Raw genomic sequence first — 15,217 nt, 5'->3', positions numbered from 1 at the left:
GGCCCGCCGGCCCGTCCTCCGGGGCCGGGGCGGGGTGCTAGCTTGGCGCTCCCGGTGGCGCGCCCCGGGGGGGTGGGGGGGGGGGGGGGGCCGGCGGCCCCCCCCCCCCCCCGTCCGGATCATCCGGCCTGACGGCCGGTCACTCCTGCTTCTTGCGGCGCGAACCGAAGACGATCTCGTCCCAGCTCGGCACCGTGGCCCGGCGCCCGGGCCGGACCCCGTCCGCCTCGGCCTGCCGGTCGGTGGTGCCGACCAGCCGCTCCCGGTGCGGCGCGACCGCCCGGGGCATCAGGATGTCCGCGTACGCCGAACCGGCTCCGACACTGGCCGCCGGGGCGGCCTCCTCGACCTCGTCCGGCTGGCTCTCGACCGTGGTCACCGGCTCGATGGCGGGCACGTAGGCCGGCACCACGTCGAGCAGGCTGGTCAGCGAGTCCCGGCTCTCCGCGGTGGCCGCCGTCGCGGTGACCTCCCGGACCTCGCGCACCTCCCGGGCCATGATCCGGTCGGGCGAGGGCCGCTCGATCATCGGGCGGGCCGGACGGTCCTGGGGCAGCCGGGCGATCCGCGGGATGAACGGGAAGACGGAGTCCTCGTCCCGCTCCACGTTCTCGCCGATCAGCGCCCGCGCTTCGTCGTCGTTCGGCTGCACCAGCCGCCGCGGCGGGTCGTAGGTCCAGCCGGCGCTCCGGCCCTCGCCGTCGGCCCGGTAGGAGAGGATGACCTCCCAGGTGCCGTCGTCGCGCCGCCAGGAGTCCCAGCGCTCGGTGTCCTTCTCGGCCCCGCGCAGTGCGAGGCGCTCGGCCACCGCCTCGCCGAGCTGCGGACCGGTGGTCTCGCCGTGCCGGCGGATCGCGGTCTTGCGGGCGCGCTCGGCCATGAACGCGCGCTCGGCCAGCACCGGGCCCTCGAAGCGGCGCACCCGGTCCACCGAGATGCCGGCAGCCTGCGCGACCTCCTCAGCGGAGGCACCGGCTCGTATCCGCGCCTGGATGTCACGGGGGCGGAGGTGGCTCTCGACCTCGATCTCGATCTGGCCGAGGCGCGGCCGGTCCCCACGGATCGCGGCGCGCAGCCGCTCGTCGATGGGGAGGGTGTACTCCGTGCTGTCGGCAGCCTTGAGCACCAGCCGTGTGCCGTCGTTGCTGACGGCCACGACGCGCAGTTCGGGCACGGTTACCTCCCGGGTGGTGCCTGCCGACGTCACCTGCGTCGCTGCTCCCGTACTGAGTGTGGCCTGCCCACTCACGACTGGCCACAACCTTGCAGAGTTACTCGGCGTGTCGGGCTTGGGCCCTGACGCACCGTTGTGGCACGGTTGCCTGTTTGCCACGTCGCCGGTCGACGTCGCGCCCGGGTGCTCCGGCCGTTGTCCGGTGGACTGCCGACACTGATGACCGAAGGCTCAGGCTCCACGAACAGTACTCCATTCGTGGCATCCGGAGGGGCGGCTCGCCGCTCAAGTCTCCCCCGATTCAGGGGAATCTCAAGGGTGGGCACTCCCATGGCCGACGGTCGGTCAGTGCGCGGTGATCATCTTCACATATATCGGCCACCCAGAACCAGGGTTTCGCCCCTTGTGTCCTCCTTTGTGCAAGATGGAGGGACTTTTCCGGATGACCAGGCGTACCGACCGAGGGATGTTGATGCCCCAGCAGCGCACCGAACAGGCCATGTCCGAGCGGGTCGAGAGGCCGGACGGGGAGCGACGGCGGATCGACCTGAGCGTGGCTCAGGTGGCCGCGAGCGCGCTCGCGACGATCGTCGGCGCGCTGCTCGCGTCCGAGCTCGGCGTCTACGGCACCATCCTCGGCGCGGCAGTGGTCTCGATCGGCGCCACCACGGGGAGCGCGGTGTTCCAGCACTGGTTCCGGCGCGGCGGGGAGCAACTCCGTCAGGTCGTGGACCGTACCCAGGTGCCGAAGCGGACCGGACCGACCGGCGCCCCAGAGCTGCCCTCGACCACCGGGCTGTCGCAGGAGTGGAACGAGCCGACCACGGTGCGGGCCAAGCGCCGTTGGACCTGGAAGACCTACCTGGCGGCCTCCGGCCTGGTGTTCGTGCTGGCCATGGTGCCGATCGTGACCTTCGAGCTGGTCACCGGGAAGCCGGTGGCGGCCACCGTCAAGGGCGAGCAGGGCACGGGCACCTCCTTCGGCGGGACGGTGCAGAAGCCGGCGCCCGCTCCTGACACCTCGTCGGACGGGAAGGAGCAGCCCGGCCCGTCGGGGACGCCGTCCGGGGCGCCGTCGGACGCTCCGTCCTCCTCGCCCTCGTCCTCCCCGTCCTCCTCGCCGTCGGGGAGCCCGTCGCCGAGCCCGAGTCCCACGCCCAGCCCCAGCCCGAGTCCGTCGTCCAGCCCGAAGCCGACGCCGACCCCGACCGCCACTGCGACGCCCTCCGCTCCGGCCGGGGAGCCGGCGGCCGTCCCGCCGTCCGGGACCCCCTCGCCCTGACCGACCGTCAGTCCCCGAGCACCCGGCGGAGGTAGTCGTTGGCGAACAGCCGGCCCGGGTCGACCTTGTCGCGCAGCGCGGTGAAGTCGCCGAAGCGCGGGTAGACCGAGGCCAGGTACTCGGCGTCCCGGGTGTGCAGCTTCCCCCAGTGCGGCCGGCCCTGATGGGCGGTCATCAGCCGCTCCACCTCGGTGAAGTAGCCCTGCTCGTGGGTGCCCCGGTAGAGGTGGACGGCTATGTAGACGCTGTCCCGGCCGTTCGCGGTGGAGAGCCAGAGGTCGTCGGCCGGTGCCACCCGGACCTCCACCGGGAAGCTGATCCGCCAGTCGGAGCGCTCGACCAGCGCCTTCAGCTCGCGCAGCACGGTGGTGGCCGCCGCGCGCGGGACGGCGTACTCCATCTCGATGAAGCGCACCGTGCGCGGGCTGGTGTACACCTTGTACGCCACGTCCGTGTAGGTCCGCTCGGACCAGGCGCGGCTGGCGAGCTGGGCGATGGACGGGATGGTGCCGGGGAAGCGGCGGCCGATCCGGCAGGCGCCCTCCCAGACCGTGTTGGACAGGAAGTCGTCGTCCAGCCAGGCTTTGAAAGCGGGCAGCGGGGCGGCCGGGCCCTGGCTGCGGTTGTTCCGCTTCACCGAGCAGCGGTCGGTGTGCGGGAACCAGTAGAACTCGAAGTGCTCGTTCACGGCGGCCAGCTCCTCGAAGGAGCCGAGCACCTCCTCGAAGCCCATCGGCCGCTCGTGCGCGGTGAGCAGGAAGAGCGGCTCCACCGCGAAGGTCAGCGCGCTGACCACGCCGAGCGCGCCGAGGCCGAGCCGGGCGCCCTGGTACAGCTCCGGGTTCTGCCCCTCCGAGCAGTGCTGCACCGAGCCGTCCGCCAGCACGATCTCCACCGCCCGCAGCTGGGCGGCCAGCGAGCCGGAGTCCCGGCCGGTGCCGTGGGTGCCGGTACTGGTGGCCCCGGCGACGGTCTGCACCTCGATGTCGCCCATGTTGGTCAGCGAGAGGCCGGCCGCCTCCAGGGTCCGGTTCAGCTGCGACAGCGGGAAGCCGGACTCGACGGTGACGGTGCCGGCCTCGCGGTCGATCTCCCGCAGCGCGGTCAGCCCGTGGGGGTGGATCAGCAGGCCCTCCCCGGCGGAGGCGATCGAGGTGAAGGAGTGGCCGGAGCCGACCGCCTTCACCGTCCGGCCCTGCTCGGCGGCGTGGCCGATCAGGGCCGAGAGCTCCTCGACCGAGCGCGGCGTCGCGGTCCGGCTCGGCCGGGCGCTCTGGTTGCCGGCCCAGTTCCGCCAGGTGCCCTGGGGCATGGGGGTGCCTCCGCTCCGGGCCTCGGCCCGCTCCGTACCGGTGGGTAGGGGGAGCGTAGTCGCCGAGGGCGCCGGAAAACAGGGGTCCGGGGCAGCCCGGCGATCATCGGGCGGGCCGTCCGGGAGCGCCGCTGACGGCGGGTCAGACCGCCACCGGCTGCTGCCGCTCCTCCGAGGTGACCAGCCCGGCCCGCAGCCGGGCCACCCCGCCGAGGGCGACCAGCGCGCCGAAGACGGCGGAGGCCACCGGCACCCAGTACCCGGCCGAGGCGCCGGCCGCGTCCACCACCAGACCGCCGGCCGAGGAGCCGAGCGCCACGCCCAGGGCCAGGCCGGTGGTGGTCCAGGTCATCCCCTCGGTCAGCTGGGCGGCCGGTACCAGTCGCTCGACCAGGGCCATCGCGGTGATCAGGGTGGGCGAGATGGAGATGCCGGCCACGAAGAGCGCGGCGCTGATCGCGATCAGCCCGGCGGTGCCGTGCACCAGTGAGCCGACCACCACCAGCGGCACCATGCTGCCCGCCATCAGCGCGACCCCGACCAGGAAGCGGGTGGCCATCGAGCCGGTCAGCTTCAGCGTGCCGAACACCACGCCGGCCAGGCAGGAGCCGAGCGCGTAGATCGCCAGCACCACGCCGGTCAGGCTCTTGTGGCCCTCGGCCTCGGCGTAGGCCAGCGTGACCACCTCGACCGAGCCGAACACCGCGCCGGTCGCCACGAAGGTGGCTACCAGCACCTGGAGGCCCTTGGAGAAGATCGCCGACCGCCCGGCCCGGTGCTCCTCCGGCCGCACCGGCGGCTCGGTCCGCCGCTGGGCGGTGAACAGCACCACGCCGACCAGCAGGAACACCCCGGCCAGCAGCACGCCGGCCTCCGGGAAGACACTGGTGGCCAGCGTGACGGAGAGGATCGGGCCGATGATGAAGCAGAGCTCGTCCACCACCGCCTCGAAGGAGTACGCGGTGTGCAGCTTGGGCGGGGCGGAGCTGTAGAGATTGGCCCAGCGGGCCCGGACCATCGAGCCGGCGCTGGGCATCACGCCCATCCCGACGGCGGGCAGGAAGAGCGTCCAGCTGGGCGCCCCGGCCCGGGCCAGCAGCAGCAGGACCACGGCGGCGGCGACGGTGACGGCGGTGGCAGGCAGGGTGATCCTCCGCTGCCCGTACCGGTCGACCAGCCGGGAGACCTGCGGGCCCAGCACCGCCGCCGAGACCGCCATGGCGGCGGAGACCGCGCTGGCCAGGGCGTAGGAGCCGCGCAGCTGGGACAGCATGGTGATGATGCCGATGCCGGTCATCGAGATCGGCATCCGGGCTATGAACCCGAAGAACGAGAAGGCCAGGGTGCCGGGGGCGGCGAAGATCTGGCGGTAGCTGGACAGCACGGGGGAGCTCCGCTGTGGTGGGGGTAAGGAACACGGCTCGTATACACAGCTTACGAGTCCGGGCAACCGATATTTCCGTTCTGTGGACCTACGGCGGGAAGCGGTGCCGTTGGTGGCAGGATCGGTGCCATGCCCGACTCGCGCACCCTCACGCCCGGCTCCGGCCCGGCCCCGTACGACGCCCTGCTGCTGCTCTCCTTCGGCGGCCCGGAGGCCCCCGAGGACGTGGTGCCGTTCCTGGAGAACGTCACCCGGGGCCGCGGCATCCCGAAGGAGCGGCTGGCCGAGGTCGGCAAGCACTACTTCCTGTTCGGCGGGGTCAGCCCGATCAACGAGCAGAACCGGGAGCTGCTGGCCGCGCTCCGCAAGGACTTCGCCGAGCACGGCCTCGACCTCCCGGTCTACTGGGGCAACCGGAACTGGGCCCCCTACCTCACCGACACCCTGCGCGAGCTGGCCGCCGACGGCCACCGCCGGGCGCTGGTGCTGGCCACCAGCGCCTACGCCGGGTACTCCGGCTGCCGCCAGTACCGGGAGAACCTGGCCGACGCGCTGGCCACCCTGGAAGGCGAGGGCGTCACCGGTCTCACGGTGGACAAGCTGCGCCACTTCTACAACCACCCCGGCTTCGTCGAGCCGATGGTGGACGCCACCCTGGCCGCCCTCGCGGCGCTGCCCGACGGGGTGCGCGAGGGCGCCCACCTGACCTTCACCACCCACTCCATCCCGGACGCGATGGCCGAGTCCTCCGGCGCCCCCGACGACCCGGCCCGGGGCGAGCCCGGCGGCGCGTACGTGGCCCAGCACCTGGAGGTGGCCAGGCTGGTCGCCGGGGCGGTGGCCGAGCGGACCGGGACGAGCCGGCCGTGGGAGCTGGTCTACCAGAGCCGCAGCGGCGCGCCCCACGTCCCGTGGCTGGAGCCGGACGTCTGCGACCACCTGGAGGCCCTGAAGGAGGCCGGCGCGCCGGCCGCCGTGATGGTGCCGATCGGCTTCGTCTCCGACCACATGGAGGTCAAGTACGACCTCGACACCGAGGCCACCGCCAAGGCCGCCGAGCTGGAGCTGCCGGTCACCCGGGCCGCCACGGTCGGCGCCGACCCGCGCTTCACCGCCGCCGTCCGCGAGCTGGTGCTGGAGCGCGCGGCGGCGGAGCGCGGCGACCGCCCCGAGCGGTGCGCGCTCGGGGCGCTCGGCCCCAGCCACGACGTCTGCGCCGTGGCCTGCTGCCCCAACCCGCGCGCCCCGCGACCGGCCGCCGCCCAGCACTGACCTGACGGGGTGTCACCCGACGCCTCGTCACCCGACTGCCCGTCAACCGACTGCCCGTCAACCGACCGCCCGCCGGAAGGAAACCCCGTGCCCGATCCCGCCCTGCTGGACGAACTCCTCGACGTCGCGCTGGAGGCCGCAGCCGAGGCCGGCGCCCTGCTGCGCGAGGGCCGCCCGGCCGACCTCGGGGTGGCCGCCACCAAGAGCAGCCCGGTGGACGTGGTGACCGAGATGGACCTCGCCTCCGAGAAGCTTGTCCTGGAGCTGATCGGCCGCCGCCGCCCGCAGGACGGCTACCTCGGCGAGGAGGGCGCCGACCGTCCCGGCACCAGCGGGGTGCGCTGGGTGGTCGACCCGCTCGACGGGACCGTCAACTACCTGTACGGGCTGCCCTCCTGGGGCGTCAGCGTGGCGGCCGAGCTGGACGGCCGGGCGGTGGTCGGGGTGGTGGCGGTGCCGGCCCGGGGCGAGCTGTTCCACGCGGTGCTCGGCCGGGGCGCGTACCTGGACGGCGCTCCGATCCGCTGCCGTCCGGCGCCGCCGTGGGGCCAGGCCCTGGTCTCCACCGGCTTCAACTACGTGCGGGAGGTCCGCGAGGAGCAGGCCCGGGTGCTGCTCGGCCTGCTGCCCGAGGTCCGCGACATCCGCCGGGGCGGCGCCGCCGCCGTCGACCTCTGCGACCTGGCGGCGGGCCGGCTGGACGGGTTCTACGAGCGCGGCCTGCACCCCTGGGACCGGGCCGCCGGGCTCCTGCTGGTCGCCGAGGCCGGCGGGCTCTCCGGTGGCCGCCCCGGCGAGCCGGCCGGCGACGGGCTGACCGTGGCCGCGCCCCCGGCCACCTTCGAGCGGCTCACCGCCCGGCTGGCCGAGCTCGGGGCCTGACGCCGTCCCTCCGGTGCCGGGGCAGCACGAAGCCCTGGCACACGGGGGGCGCCAGGGCTCGGGCAGTACGGGTGGTGCTGAGGGTCAGGCGGCGGTCCGGTGCAGCTCCTGCACCGGGTCGACGCCGTGTTCGGCGGCGAGCCGGCGCAGGTCGTCCAGCTCGGACTGCTCGACCTCGGCGAGGAACTCGTCGCCGGAAGCGATGGCACGGTGCAGGTCTTCCTCGGCGCTCTTTATGCGCTGGATGATCCCGGCGGTGAAGGCGTCCATTCGGGCCCCCTTACGGTGTCGGACGGGCACGGTCCGGCGTTCCCCGACCGGGTGACGGCGCCAACGGAAACGCCCCAGCCAGGGCTCCCTGCTCCCCCGGCTGGTGCGACGCGGCCTGCGGCCGTCCGATGCGACTCCGAAACCCGGACCGGTGCGGATGAACGCACGGCGGGTGGTGACCACGATCGGCGCTCGACCCGATCGTGGGTGTGCAGCCTTACTCCCCGCCCCGGACGGCGGGAAACCTGACACGGCCGGAAAGTTGCCCGCGTCACAGTCCGTACCGGCGCCCGTACGACCTGACGCGTCACGGCTTATCGCTGCTTTACCGCCACACCAGGCAGGATGGGGACACCGTCGGACCGCTGTGCCCGTCCCCACCGCCACTGGCGCGGTAGGGACCCAGGTCGGAAGTCCGCGCCCGGCCGCACCACGGCCCGCTCGGGCTCCAGCACGGTCGGCCGCAGTCAAGTCGGAGAAGGGACAACGACCGTGCGGGTTCTCGTCGTGGAGGACGAGCAGCTGCTCGCCGAAGCAGTGGCCACCGGCCTGCGCCGGGAGGCGATGGCCGTCGACGTGGTCTACGACGGGGAGGCCGCGCTCCAGCGCATCGGGGTCAACGACTACGACGTGGTGGTGCTCGACCGCGACCTGCCGCTGGTGCACGGTGACGACGTCTGCCGCAGCATCGTCGAGCAGGGCCTGGCCACCCGGGTGATCATGCTGACCGCCTCCGGCGACATCAGCGACCGGGTCGAGGGCCTGGAGATCGGCGCCGACGACTACCTGCCCAAGCCCTTCGCCTTCAGCGAGCTGGTGGCCCGGGTCCGGGCGCTCGGCCGCCGGGCGACGGTGCCGCTGCCGCCGGTGCTGGAGCGGGCCGGCATCTCGCTGGACCCGGGCCGCCGCGAGGTGCTCCGGGACGACCGGCCGATCCAGCTGGCGCCCAAGGAGTTCGCCGTGCTGGAGGTCCTGATGCGGGCCGGCGGCGCGGTGGTCTCGGCCGAGCAACTGCTGGAGAAGGCCTGGGACGAGCACACCGACCCGTTCACCAACGTGGTCCGGGTGACCGTGATGACCCTGCGCCGCAAGCTCGGCGACCCGGCCGTCATCGTCACCGTGCCCGGCTCCGGTTACCGGATCTGAGCCCCCCTCAACACCCGCCAGGGGCCATCCCCGAGAGGACACCCATGACCACCCCGCCCCCACCCGGCGGGGCCTCCGGCGCGCCCGGAGGCACCCCGGTGCCGCCACGCCCGACCCGACCGCCGCTGGCCGCCCCGCAGGAGCAGCCCCAGGAGGTGCTGGGCGGCGTCTTCGGCTGGCTCCAGCTGCGCCCGACCATCCGGATCCGGCTCACCCTGCTCTACGGCGGGATGTTCCTGACCGCCGGAGTGGTGCTGCTGCTGCTGATGTACTACTTCGTCCAGCAGGCGTTCCACGACGCCTCGCTGCCGCGCCTGGTGCTGGCCCCGGACATGTACGTCACCATGCCGAACGGCACCAGGGTCGCGGGGGACAACTTCAACCAGGCGATCCAGGAGTACCAGCGCAGCGAGGCCGACGCCTCGCTCACCACCCTGCTGCGCAAGTCCCTGACCGTGATGGTCTGCCTGGCCGTGATCGCCTTCATCCTCGGCTACGCGCTGGCCGGCCGGGTGCTCCACCCGCTCAACCGGATCACCCGGACCGCCCGTGAGGTGGCCGGCTCCGACCTGCACCGCCGGATCGACATGGACGGCCCGGACGACGAGCTCAAGGAGCTCGCCGACACCTTCGACGACATGCTCGAACGGTTGGACCGCGCCTTCGACTCGCAGCGCAGGTTCGTCGCCAACGCCTCGCACGAGCTACGCACCCCGCTGGCGATCAACCGCACCCTGCTGGAGGTCCAGCTCTCCGATCCGGGCGCCTCGCCCGACCTCCAGCAGCTCGGCAAGACCCTGCTGGCCACCAACGAGCGCAGCGAGCAACTGGTCGAGGGCCTGCTGCTGCTGGCCCGCAGTGACAACGAACTGACCGAGCGCCGCCCGGTCGAGCTCGCCGAGGTGGCCCAGCGGGCCGTCGAGGTGACCAAGCCGGAGGCGGCCGGCCGCGAGGTGGAGGTCCGCTCCGAGCTGCACCCGGCCGTGGTCGGCGGGAACGGCGTGCTGCTGGAGCGGATCGCGCTCAACCTGCTGCAGAACGGCATCCGCTACAACACCCCCGGCGGCTGGGTGGAGATCACCAGCGCCCCGGCCCCGGGCGGCGGGGGAGAGCTGACCGTCAGCAACACCGGGCCGGTGGTGCCCGGGTACGAGCTGGAGCACATCTTCGAGCCGTTCCGCCGGGTCAAGGGCGCGGACCGGACCAGGAGCGACAAGGGGGTCGGTCTCGGCCTCTCCATCGTCCGTTCGGTGGTCCGGGCGCACGGTGGCGCCATCGAGGCCACCGCGCGCCCGGGGGGAGGCCTGACCATCCGGGTCCGGATCCCGGGAGTCTGACCTCCGCCGCCCGTACGCCCACCCGCCCGTACGCACGCAGGCCCGTACGCCCACCCGCCCGCACGTCACCGGCCCGGTCCCGCCGCACCGCTCCGTGCCCGGAGCAGTGCGGAACGTCCCGCCGCGCCCAACAGCCGCCCCCGCCAGGCAAGTCAGCCGACATATGCCCTGGCGGGGGCGGCTTGTCTTTTGCTGCCGGAAGAACTTACGGTGTCGTAACCTACGCAGCCGTAAGGTGGGTCGCAGCCAGCTGGTCCCCACCGCGACCGCCGTCGTCCCTGCCCGCCCGTCAGGAGCACAGCCGTGACCATCGCACCCGAGCAGCGCACCGTCCCCGCGCCCGCCGCCGCCCCGCTCGCCACCACCGGCTGGACCGACGCGCGACTGATCATGGCGCTCGAAGAGGTCGTGGAGACCGAGCTGAACCGGCACCTGAAGGTGGCCAAGGAGTGGATGCCGCACGAGTTCGTGCCCTGGAGCCAGGGCCGGGACTTCGACGGCGTGCTGGGGGGCGAGGCGTGGGCCCTGGACCAGTCGCAGGTGACCCCGCTGGGCCGGGTCTCGCTGGTGGTCAACCTGCTGACCGAGGACAACCTCCCCAGCTACCACCACGAGATCGCCAGCATGTTCGGCCGTGAGGGCGCGTGGGGCACCTGGGTGCACCGCTGGACGGCGGAGGAGGGCCGGCACGGCATAGCCATTCGCGACTACCTGCTGGCCACCCGTGCGGTCGATCCGGTGGAGCTGGAGCGGGCCCGGATGTCGCACATGTCGGAGGGCTTCGAGTCCGACAACGCGCACAGCATGCTGCACTCGGTGGCCTACGTGGCCTTCCAGGAGTTGGCGACCCGGATCTCGCACCGGAACACCGGCAAGTACGCCGGCGACCCGCTCTGCGACCAGCTGCTGGCGAAGATCGCCAACGACGAGAACCTGCACATGGTCTTCTACCGGAACCTGCTCAAGGCCGCCCTGGAGATCGCTCCCGACCAGGCCATGCGGGCCATCGCCGACGTGGTGACCGACTTCCGCATGCCCGGCCACGGCATCCCCGGCTTCGAGCGGGCGGCCGCCCAGATCGCCATCGGCGGCGTCTACAACCTGCGGATCCACCACGACGACGTGCTGCAGCCCGTGCTGCGCCACCTGAAGGTGATGGAGCTCGGGGGCCTCGGACCGGAGGGCCTGCTGGCCCAGCAGCAGCTCGGCGCCTTCCTGGACGGTCTGGACGCGCAGGCCACCAAGTTCGACGAGCGACAGGCCGCCCTGCTCGCCCGCCGGGCCGCCGCAGCCGCTCGGAAGTAGCCGTCGGGCAGGTGGATTCTGCGGGTTTTGCCCGAAAAGTTCAGACAGTGACGGATATCACATCAGCCGGTCCGACCCGTTCGGATGATCTCTCTTGGTGATCACCGATCCGGGTGAAACGACTGCGCACGGTGACGCGCGGGGCGGCGGTCGGGATTGTCGACGTGTCGTCAGAATCGTACCGCCGCAGGTGAGTTGGCGGATCACCCCCTCCGGGGTGGCTACACAGCGTGTCGGCCCGAGTGCCGTGGCGGACCTGGGCCGACCGCTCTCCGTGAACCCTCCGAGGCCCCTCCGGAGGCCTCCGACGGGGCCGTTAGTGGATGTCGATTGAGTAACAGGGCTTGAAGTAAGGCAAAATCTCGCCCTCGGGTCGGGCACAAGACCGGCCCCCCATGCGTTACGTGCGCTGGAGATACCCGCACACACCCAAAGGGGGAGAGCGAACATGGCAACGGACTACGACACCCCGCGCAAGACTGACGACGACGTCAACGAAGACAGCATCGAGGAGCTCAAGGCTCGCCGGAACGAGAAGTCCGGCAGCTCGGTGGACGTCGACGAGTTCGACGCCAACGAGGGCCTGGAGCTGCCCGGCGCCGACCTGTCCAACGAGGAGCTCTCGGTCCGGGTGCTGCCGCGCCAGGCCGACGAGTTCACCTGCATGAGCTGCTTCCTGGTGCACCACCGCAGCCAGCTGGCCGGCGAGAAGAACGGCCAGCCGATCTGCGTGGACTGCGGCGCCTGAGCCTCGGCGGGAACGGCCGCGGCCCGACGGACACCGTCGGCCCGGCACACCACCCCGCCCGGCCCTGGGCAGCAGGGCCGGAGGCAGCAGCAGTGGCCGCTCCGGCGGCTGCGCCCGCACCGACGCCCGGCCGGTCCGTCCGGCCGAGCGGCAGCGACGGAACACAGGGACGGTCCCGCGTGACACCACGCGGAGCCGTCCCTCCGTCGTTCCGCAGGTGGCTTGCAGGGCCGTGGACCCGGCCCTGCGGCCTGCGGGGCTACTTGGTGCGGCCCACCCGGCGGGCGTCGGCCAGCGCATCGGCCAGCCGCTGCGGGGAGCGGGTGGACAGGTAGACGTACGGCGTCGGGTCGGTCGGGTCGGTCACCTCGACCCGCAGGGCCGTCGGCACGTAGCTGCGCAGCAGCATGAACGCACGGGGGTCCGCCTTGCTGGTCCGCCAGGCGGCCGTCTCGGCCGGGTTCAGCACGTGCGCGGTGCCCAGCGCCTCGGCGGGGATCCGGGCCTGCCCGGCCACCAGGGAGCCCTGCACGACCCGGATCCGGACCGAGCCGTAACTGCTCAGCGCGGCGGCCCCGGCGACCACGCCGATCACCAGCGCGATCAGCGCCGCGACCGCGTCGAACCGGATCATGATCAGGCCCAGCGTGAGGCCGAGCGCGACGGGCAGCAGCCACCAGCTGCGGGGGACGGTGAGGCGTTCGTCGTACATGCCTCCATTGTGGGTGCGCTGACGCCCGCTCCGGCCCCGGGGTGCCCCGCCCCGGGCCGCGGAGGCGGTGCCCCGCACCGACCGTGCCCGCGGTCCGGACGACCGGTGCGCCGGAAGCTACCCGCCGGTAGGGTCGCGGGCGTGAACGCCTCCACCGACACCCCCACCGACACCCCCACCGGCCTCTCCGCCGCCGCACTGCCCGCCCCGGTGGCGCTGCCGCCCACCACTCCGCCCGCCGACGCCGTGCTGCCGCCCCGGGCCCCCGGGGCGCCCGCACCCGGCACCCGCCTCGGCTCGCACTACGAGCACTGCTTCGGCTGCGGTCCGCAGCACCCGCAGGGCCTGCGGATCGACGCGGTGGCCGGCGAAGGCCTGGACGTCACCGCCGAGTTCACCGTCCGCCCGGAGCACCAAGGCGGCCCCGGCCTGGCCCACGGCGGCATGCTGATGACCGCCATGGACGAGACCATGGGCACCCTCAACTGGCTGCTGCACGCCCCTGCCGTCACCGGCCGGCTGGAGAGCGACTTCGTCCGCCCGGTGCCCGTCGACTCGGTGCTGCACATCCGCGCCTGGGTCACCGGTGTGCACGGCCGGAAGATCTACAGCGCCGCCGAGGGCCGGATCGGCGGGCCGGACGGGCCGGTCGCGATCCGCGCCCAGGCACTCTTCATCCAGGTGAAGCTGGAACACTTCACCACGCACGGTCGTCCCGAGGACATCGAGAAGGTCATGGACGACCAGGACCTGTTGAAGCGCGCCCGAGCCTTTGAGGTGAACCCGTGAGCACCACCCCCCGCGAGCCGGTGGACATCCTGATCACCAGGATCGACCCGGAGATCCCGCTGCCCGCGTACGAGCACCCCGGCGACGCCGGTGCCGACCTGCGGACCACCGTGGACGCCGAACTCGCCCCCGGTGAGCGGATCCTGCTGCCGACCGGCATCGCGCTCGCCCTGCCCGACGGCTACGCCGCCTTCGTGCACCCGCGTTCCGGCCTCGCGGTCCGCTGCGGCGTTGCCTTGGTGAACGCCCCGGGGACGGTCGACGCCGGGTACCGTGGTGAGATCAAGGTGATCGTGGTCAACCTGGACCCCCGCGAGACCGTCACGTTCCGCCGGGGGGACCGGATTGCCCAGCTGGTCATCCAGCAGGTCGAGAAGGCCCGCTTCCACGAGGTGGCCGAACTTCCCGGTTCGGCGCGTGGAGAAGGCGGGTTCGGGTCGACCGGAGGTCACGACAGGGTTACCATGCCCGCGCCAGCGCAGTAGCCGAGCAGTAGTCGAGCAGGTATTCGCATCGGTCTTGGACCGGGAAGGACAGTGACCGTGTTCCGTCGTCGCCAGAAGAGCGAGGACGCTGTCGAGCAGCTCGCCGACGACGCCATCAGCGCCGACGAGACGGCCGATGACGTCGAAGGTTCCGCCGACTCCGAGAGCGAGAACATCAGCGACCCCGCCGACCGGGTCGGCCTGCCGCCGGCCCCGCGTCCGGAAGGCCCCTGGGACGTCTCCGAGCTGGAGACCCCGCAGGACGGCCGGGTGGACCTCGGTGGTCTGCTGATCCCCGGCGTCGAGGGCATGGAGCTCCGGGTGGAGGTGGCCGGCGACGCGATCGTGGCCGCCACCCTGGTCCTGGGCAACAGCGCCATCCAGCTGCAGGCGTTCGCCGCCCCCAAGTCCGAGGGCATCTGGGGCGAGGTCCGCGAGGAGATCGCCACCGGCATCACCCAGCAGGGCGGTGTGGTCGAGGAGGAGGAGGGTCCGCTGGGCTGGCACCTCCGTGCCCAGGTCCCGGTCCAGCTCCCGGACGGCACCCAGGGCGTCCAGCTGGTCCGCTTCGTCGGCTGCGACGGCCCGCGCTGGTTCCTGCGCGGCGTCATTTCCGGCCAGGCGGCGGTACAGCCCGAGATGGCCGGCATCCTCGAGCAGGTCTTCCTGCAGACCGTGGTGGTCCGGGGCGAGACTCCGATGGCCCCCCGGGACCCGATCGTCCTCAAGCTCCCCGAGGACGCCCAGATGGTCGCCGACGGCGGCGCGGGCGTCGTCGAGGGCGAGCCGGGCTCCCGCTTCGCGGACGTCTCGCTCGACCCCTTCGCACGCGGCCCGGAGATCACCGAGGTCCGCTGACCCGAAGCGCCAGTCGCCCCCGCCCGGTCCGCCGGGCGGGGGCGATTTGCTTGTGGGACGTCGATCGCCGTACAGTTCCGGAGTCGCCGCGAGAGCAGCGAACAAACGCAGGTCAGATGGATGAAACTCCGGTGAAACGGAGCGGAAAACGTCTGATAGGCTGGGAAACACGAAAGAACGAAGCGCCCGGAGGGCCTGCCGGAAGGCAGACCGAAGGAAGCCACCGTTCCTTGAGAACTCAACAGCGTGCCAAAAGTCAAC

At 72.7% G+C, this 15,217-nt stretch carries 15 protein-coding genes; 10 read left to right on the top strand and 5 right to left on the bottom strand.

Going from position 1 to position 15,217, the window contains the following annotated elements:
* Positions 1-139: 139 nt before the first annotated feature.
* Entirely contained in the window at positions 140-1,207 is a 1,068-nt protein-coding gene (sepH, locus tag ACIRBX_RS32880; RefSeq protein WP_402302810.1) for a septation protein SepH, read from the bottom strand.
* 433 nt (positions 1,208-1,640) lie between these two features.
* Between sepH and ACIRBX_RS32875 the strand changes: the two genes are divergently transcribed.
* On the top strand, positions 1,641-2,456 hold the full coding sequence (locus ACIRBX_RS32875) for a hypothetical protein (protein ID WP_402302808.1): 816 nt from the start codon (positions 1,641-1,643) through the stop codon (positions 2,454-2,456).
* 7 nt (positions 2,457-2,463) lie between these two features.
* On the opposite strand, the gene ACIRBX_RS32870 is transcribed toward ACIRBX_RS32875, so the two are convergent.
* Positions 2,464-3,768 carry a D-arabinono-1,4-lactone oxidase gene (locus tag ACIRBX_RS32870; protein ID WP_402302805.1) on the bottom strand — a complete coding sequence of 435 codons (1,305 nt, stop codon included), beginning with the start codon at positions 3,766-3,768 and terminating at the stop codon, positions 2,464-2,466.
* A 142-nt stretch (positions 3,769-3,910) separates the two neighbouring features.
* Positions 3,911-5,152, bottom strand: coding sequence for an MFS transporter (locus tag ACIRBX_RS32865; RefSeq protein ID WP_402302803.1), 1,242 nt, complete (start codon positions 5,150-5,152; stop codon positions 3,911-3,913).
* Between the two features lie 129 nt (positions 5,153-5,281).
* On the opposite strand from ACIRBX_RS32865, the gene ACIRBX_RS32860 reads away from it, so the two are divergent.
* Positions 5,282-6,424 carry a ferrochelatase gene (locus ACIRBX_RS32860; RefSeq protein WP_402302800.1) on the top strand — a complete coding sequence of 381 codons (1,143 nt, stop codon included), beginning with the start codon at positions 5,282-5,284 and terminating at the stop codon, positions 6,422-6,424.
* An 87-nt stretch (positions 6,425-6,511) separates the two neighbouring features.
* Positions 6,512-7,306, top strand: a complete 795-nt coding sequence (locus ACIRBX_RS32855) for an inositol monophosphatase family protein (RefSeq protein WP_402302798.1) — start codon at positions 6,512-6,514, stop codon at positions 7,304-7,306.
* Positions 7,307-7,390: 84 nt separating this feature from the next.
* Here ACIRBX_RS32855 and ACIRBX_RS32850 read toward each other — a convergent pair whose 3' ends face one another.
* Positions 7,391-7,576 carry a hypothetical protein gene (locus tag ACIRBX_RS32850; protein WP_402302797.1) on the bottom strand — a complete coding sequence of 62 codons (186 nt, stop codon included), beginning with the start codon at positions 7,574-7,576 and terminating at the stop codon, positions 7,391-7,393.
* Positions 7,577-8,068: 492 nt separating this feature from the next.
* Here ACIRBX_RS32850 and ACIRBX_RS32845 point away from each other — a divergent pair, with 492 nt between their 5' ends.
* The 4 genes from ACIRBX_RS32845 to ACIRBX_RS32830 all read left to right on the top strand — a co-directional run bounded on the left by ACIRBX_RS32845 (position 8,069) and on the right by ACIRBX_RS32830 (position 12,112).
* Positions 8,069-8,722 (top strand): response regulator transcription factor, encoded by a 654-nt coding sequence (locus ACIRBX_RS32845; protein ID WP_402302794.1) that lies wholly within the window; start codon positions 8,069-8,071, stop codon positions 8,720-8,722.
* Positions 8,723-8,766: 44 nt separating this feature from the next.
* On the top strand, positions 8,767-10,059 hold the full coding sequence (locus tag ACIRBX_RS32840; RefSeq protein WP_402302791.1) for a sensor histidine kinase: 1,293 nt from the start codon (positions 8,767-8,769) through the stop codon (positions 10,057-10,059).
* Between the two features lie 303 nt (positions 10,060-10,362).
* A complete protein-coding gene (locus ACIRBX_RS32835) occupies positions 10,363-11,364 on the top strand; it encodes an acyl-ACP desaturase (RefSeq protein WP_402302788.1) in 1,002 nt (333 codons plus the stop codon).
* A gap of 448 nt (positions 11,365-11,812) precedes the next feature.
* Complete coding sequence (locus ACIRBX_RS32830; protein ID WP_345288514.1) at positions 11,813-12,112, top strand: DUF4193 domain-containing protein; 300 nt, start codon at positions 11,813-11,815, stop codon at positions 12,110-12,112.
* Between the two features lie 259 nt (positions 12,113-12,371).
* Here the strand turns inward: ACIRBX_RS32830 and ACIRBX_RS32825 are convergent, their stop codons facing one another.
* Positions 12,372-12,824 (bottom strand): DUF3093 domain-containing protein, encoded by a 453-nt coding sequence (locus tag ACIRBX_RS32825; protein WP_402302785.1) that lies wholly within the window; start codon positions 12,822-12,824, stop codon positions 12,372-12,374.
* Positions 12,825-13,040: 216 nt separating this feature from the next.
* On the opposite strand from ACIRBX_RS32825, the gene ACIRBX_RS32820 reads away from it, so the two are divergent.
* The 3 genes from ACIRBX_RS32820 to ACIRBX_RS32810 are packed head-to-tail and all read left to right on the top strand — an operon-like array spanning position 13,041 to position 14,956.
* Entirely contained in the window at positions 13,041-13,613 is a 573-nt protein-coding gene (locus ACIRBX_RS32820) for a PaaI family thioesterase (RefSeq protein WP_402303034.1), read from the top strand.
* Positions 13,610-14,098: a dUTP diphosphatase gene (gene dut, locus ACIRBX_RS32815; protein ID WP_402302783.1), complete on the top strand. Its 489-nt coding sequence runs from the start codon at positions 13,610-13,612 to the stop codon at positions 14,096-14,098. The genes ACIRBX_RS32820 and dut overlap by 4 nt, the downstream gene beginning before the upstream one ends.
* 57 nt (positions 14,099-14,155) lie before the next feature.
* Complete coding sequence (locus tag ACIRBX_RS32810) at positions 14,156-14,956, top strand: DUF3710 domain-containing protein (protein ID WP_402302780.1); 801 nt, start codon at positions 14,156-14,158, stop codon at positions 14,954-14,956.
* Positions 14,957-15,217 lie beyond the last annotated feature (261 nt).

The organism is Kitasatospora sp. NPDC096147, from assembly GCF_044763225.1.
Lineage (GTDB): Bacteria > Actinomycetota > Actinomycetes > Streptomycetales > Streptomycetaceae > Kitasatospora.
This window is presented reverse-complemented; position numbering and strand designations above follow the sequence as displayed.

What these genes read in the sequence shown, in the direction of transcription:
- ACIRBX_RS32875 (WP_402302808.1), top strand. Translation starts at nt 1,641, where the DNA reads ATGTTGATGCCCCAGCAGCGCACCGAACAGGCCATGTCCGAGCGGGTC.
- ACIRBX_RS32830 (WP_345288514.1), top strand. Translation starts at nt 11,813, where the DNA reads ATGGCAACGGACTACGACACCCCGCGCAAGACTGACGACGACGTCAAC.
- ACIRBX_RS32860 (WP_402302800.1), top strand. Translation starts at nt 5,282, where the DNA reads ATGCCCGACTCGCGCACCCTCACGCCCGGCTCCGGCCCGGCCCCGTAC.
- ACIRBX_RS32870 (WP_402302805.1), bottom strand. Translation starts at nt 3,768, where the DNA reads ATGCCCCAGGGCACCTGGCGGAACTGGGCCGGCAACCAGAGCGCCCGG.
- ACIRBX_RS32850 (WP_402302797.1), bottom strand. Translation starts at nt 7,576, where the DNA reads ATGGACGCCTTCACCGCCGGGATCATCCAGCGCATAAAGAGCGCCGAG.
- ACIRBX_RS32825 (WP_402302785.1), bottom strand. Translation starts at nt 12,824, where the DNA reads ATGTACGACGAACGCCTCACCGTCCCCCGCAGCTGGTGGCTGCTGCCC.
- ACIRBX_RS32840 (WP_402302791.1), top strand. Translation starts at nt 8,767, where the DNA reads ATGACCACCCCGCCCCCACCCGGCGGGGCCTCCGGCGCGCCCGGAGGC.